Raw genomic sequence first — 1,033 nt, 5'->3', positions numbered from 1 at the left:
AAGGACGCCGAGCTGCTCGTGCTGCGGCACGAGAACGCGGTGCTGCGCCGGCAGCTCAAGGGGCCAGTGCGCTACGAGCCCGCGGACCGGTTCTGGCTCACGGCGCTGTCCGCACTCATCCCCCGCCGCCGCTGGCGAGCGGTCTTCCCGGTCACCCCGGGGACCCTGCTGGCCTGGCACCGCCGACTGGTCGCGGCGAAGTGGGACTACACCGCCCGACGCGGCCGAACCGGCCGCCCACCCACCAAAGCCGCGCTCAAGAAGCTCACCCTCCGCTTGGCCAGGGAGAATCCACGGTGGGGGCACAGGAGAGTCCAGGGCGAACTGGCCCGGCTCGGGCACCCGATCGCCGCCTCCACGGTGTGGCAGATCCTGCATGCGGCCGGGCTCAACCCGGCCCCGCGCCGCTCCGGCCCGACCTGGCGGGAGTTTCTGACGGCCCAAGCCCAGGGCATCGTCGCGGTCGACTTCCTACACGTGGACACCGCGCTCGGTGGGCGGTTGTATGCGCTGGCGTTCCTCGAGCACGGCACCCGGCGGCTGCACATCACCGGCGTCACCGCCCACCCGACCCGGGAATGGGCCGTCCAGCAGGCCCGGAACTTGGCCGCCGACCTGGGCATGCGCATGGACTCGCTGCGGTTCCTGCTGCGGGACCGCGACGACAAATACGGTGCGGCGTTCGACGCGGTCTTCGAGGCCGAGGGCCTGGATGTGATCTTGAGTGCGCCGCGGGCTCCCCGGATGAACGTACACTGCGAGCGGGTGATCGGAAATATCCGGCGCGAGGCCCTCGCCCACGTCCTGATCATCGGAGAGGCCCACGCCCGGCAGGTGCTGGCCAGCTATCAGGACCACTACAACAGGCATCGGCCGCACCGGGCACGCCAACAGCTCCCACCCGACGCCGACCGCCAGCCCGCCACCGTCCACGACCTCGACGACCGAAGACTTCTACGCACCCGAGTCCTCGGCGGCGTCATCAACGAGTACCGATACGCGGCCTGACGTGCAGCGATGACTTTCCGAGCCC

General features: G+C 70.6%; 1 protein-coding gene. It reads left to right on the top strand.

Going from position 1 to position 1,033, the window contains the following annotated elements; all coding sequences use genetic code 11:
• Nucleotides 1-1,008 (top strand): integrase core domain-containing protein (locus ACZ56B_RS32900; RefSeq protein WP_468798777.1); only part of this gene is annotated, 1,008 nt, incomplete at its 5' end.
• Nucleotides 1,009-1,033 lie beyond the last annotated feature (25 nt).

Source organism: Streptomyces sp. NPDC034670, from assembly GCF_055574875.1.
This window is presented reverse-complemented; position numbering and strand designations above follow the sequence as displayed.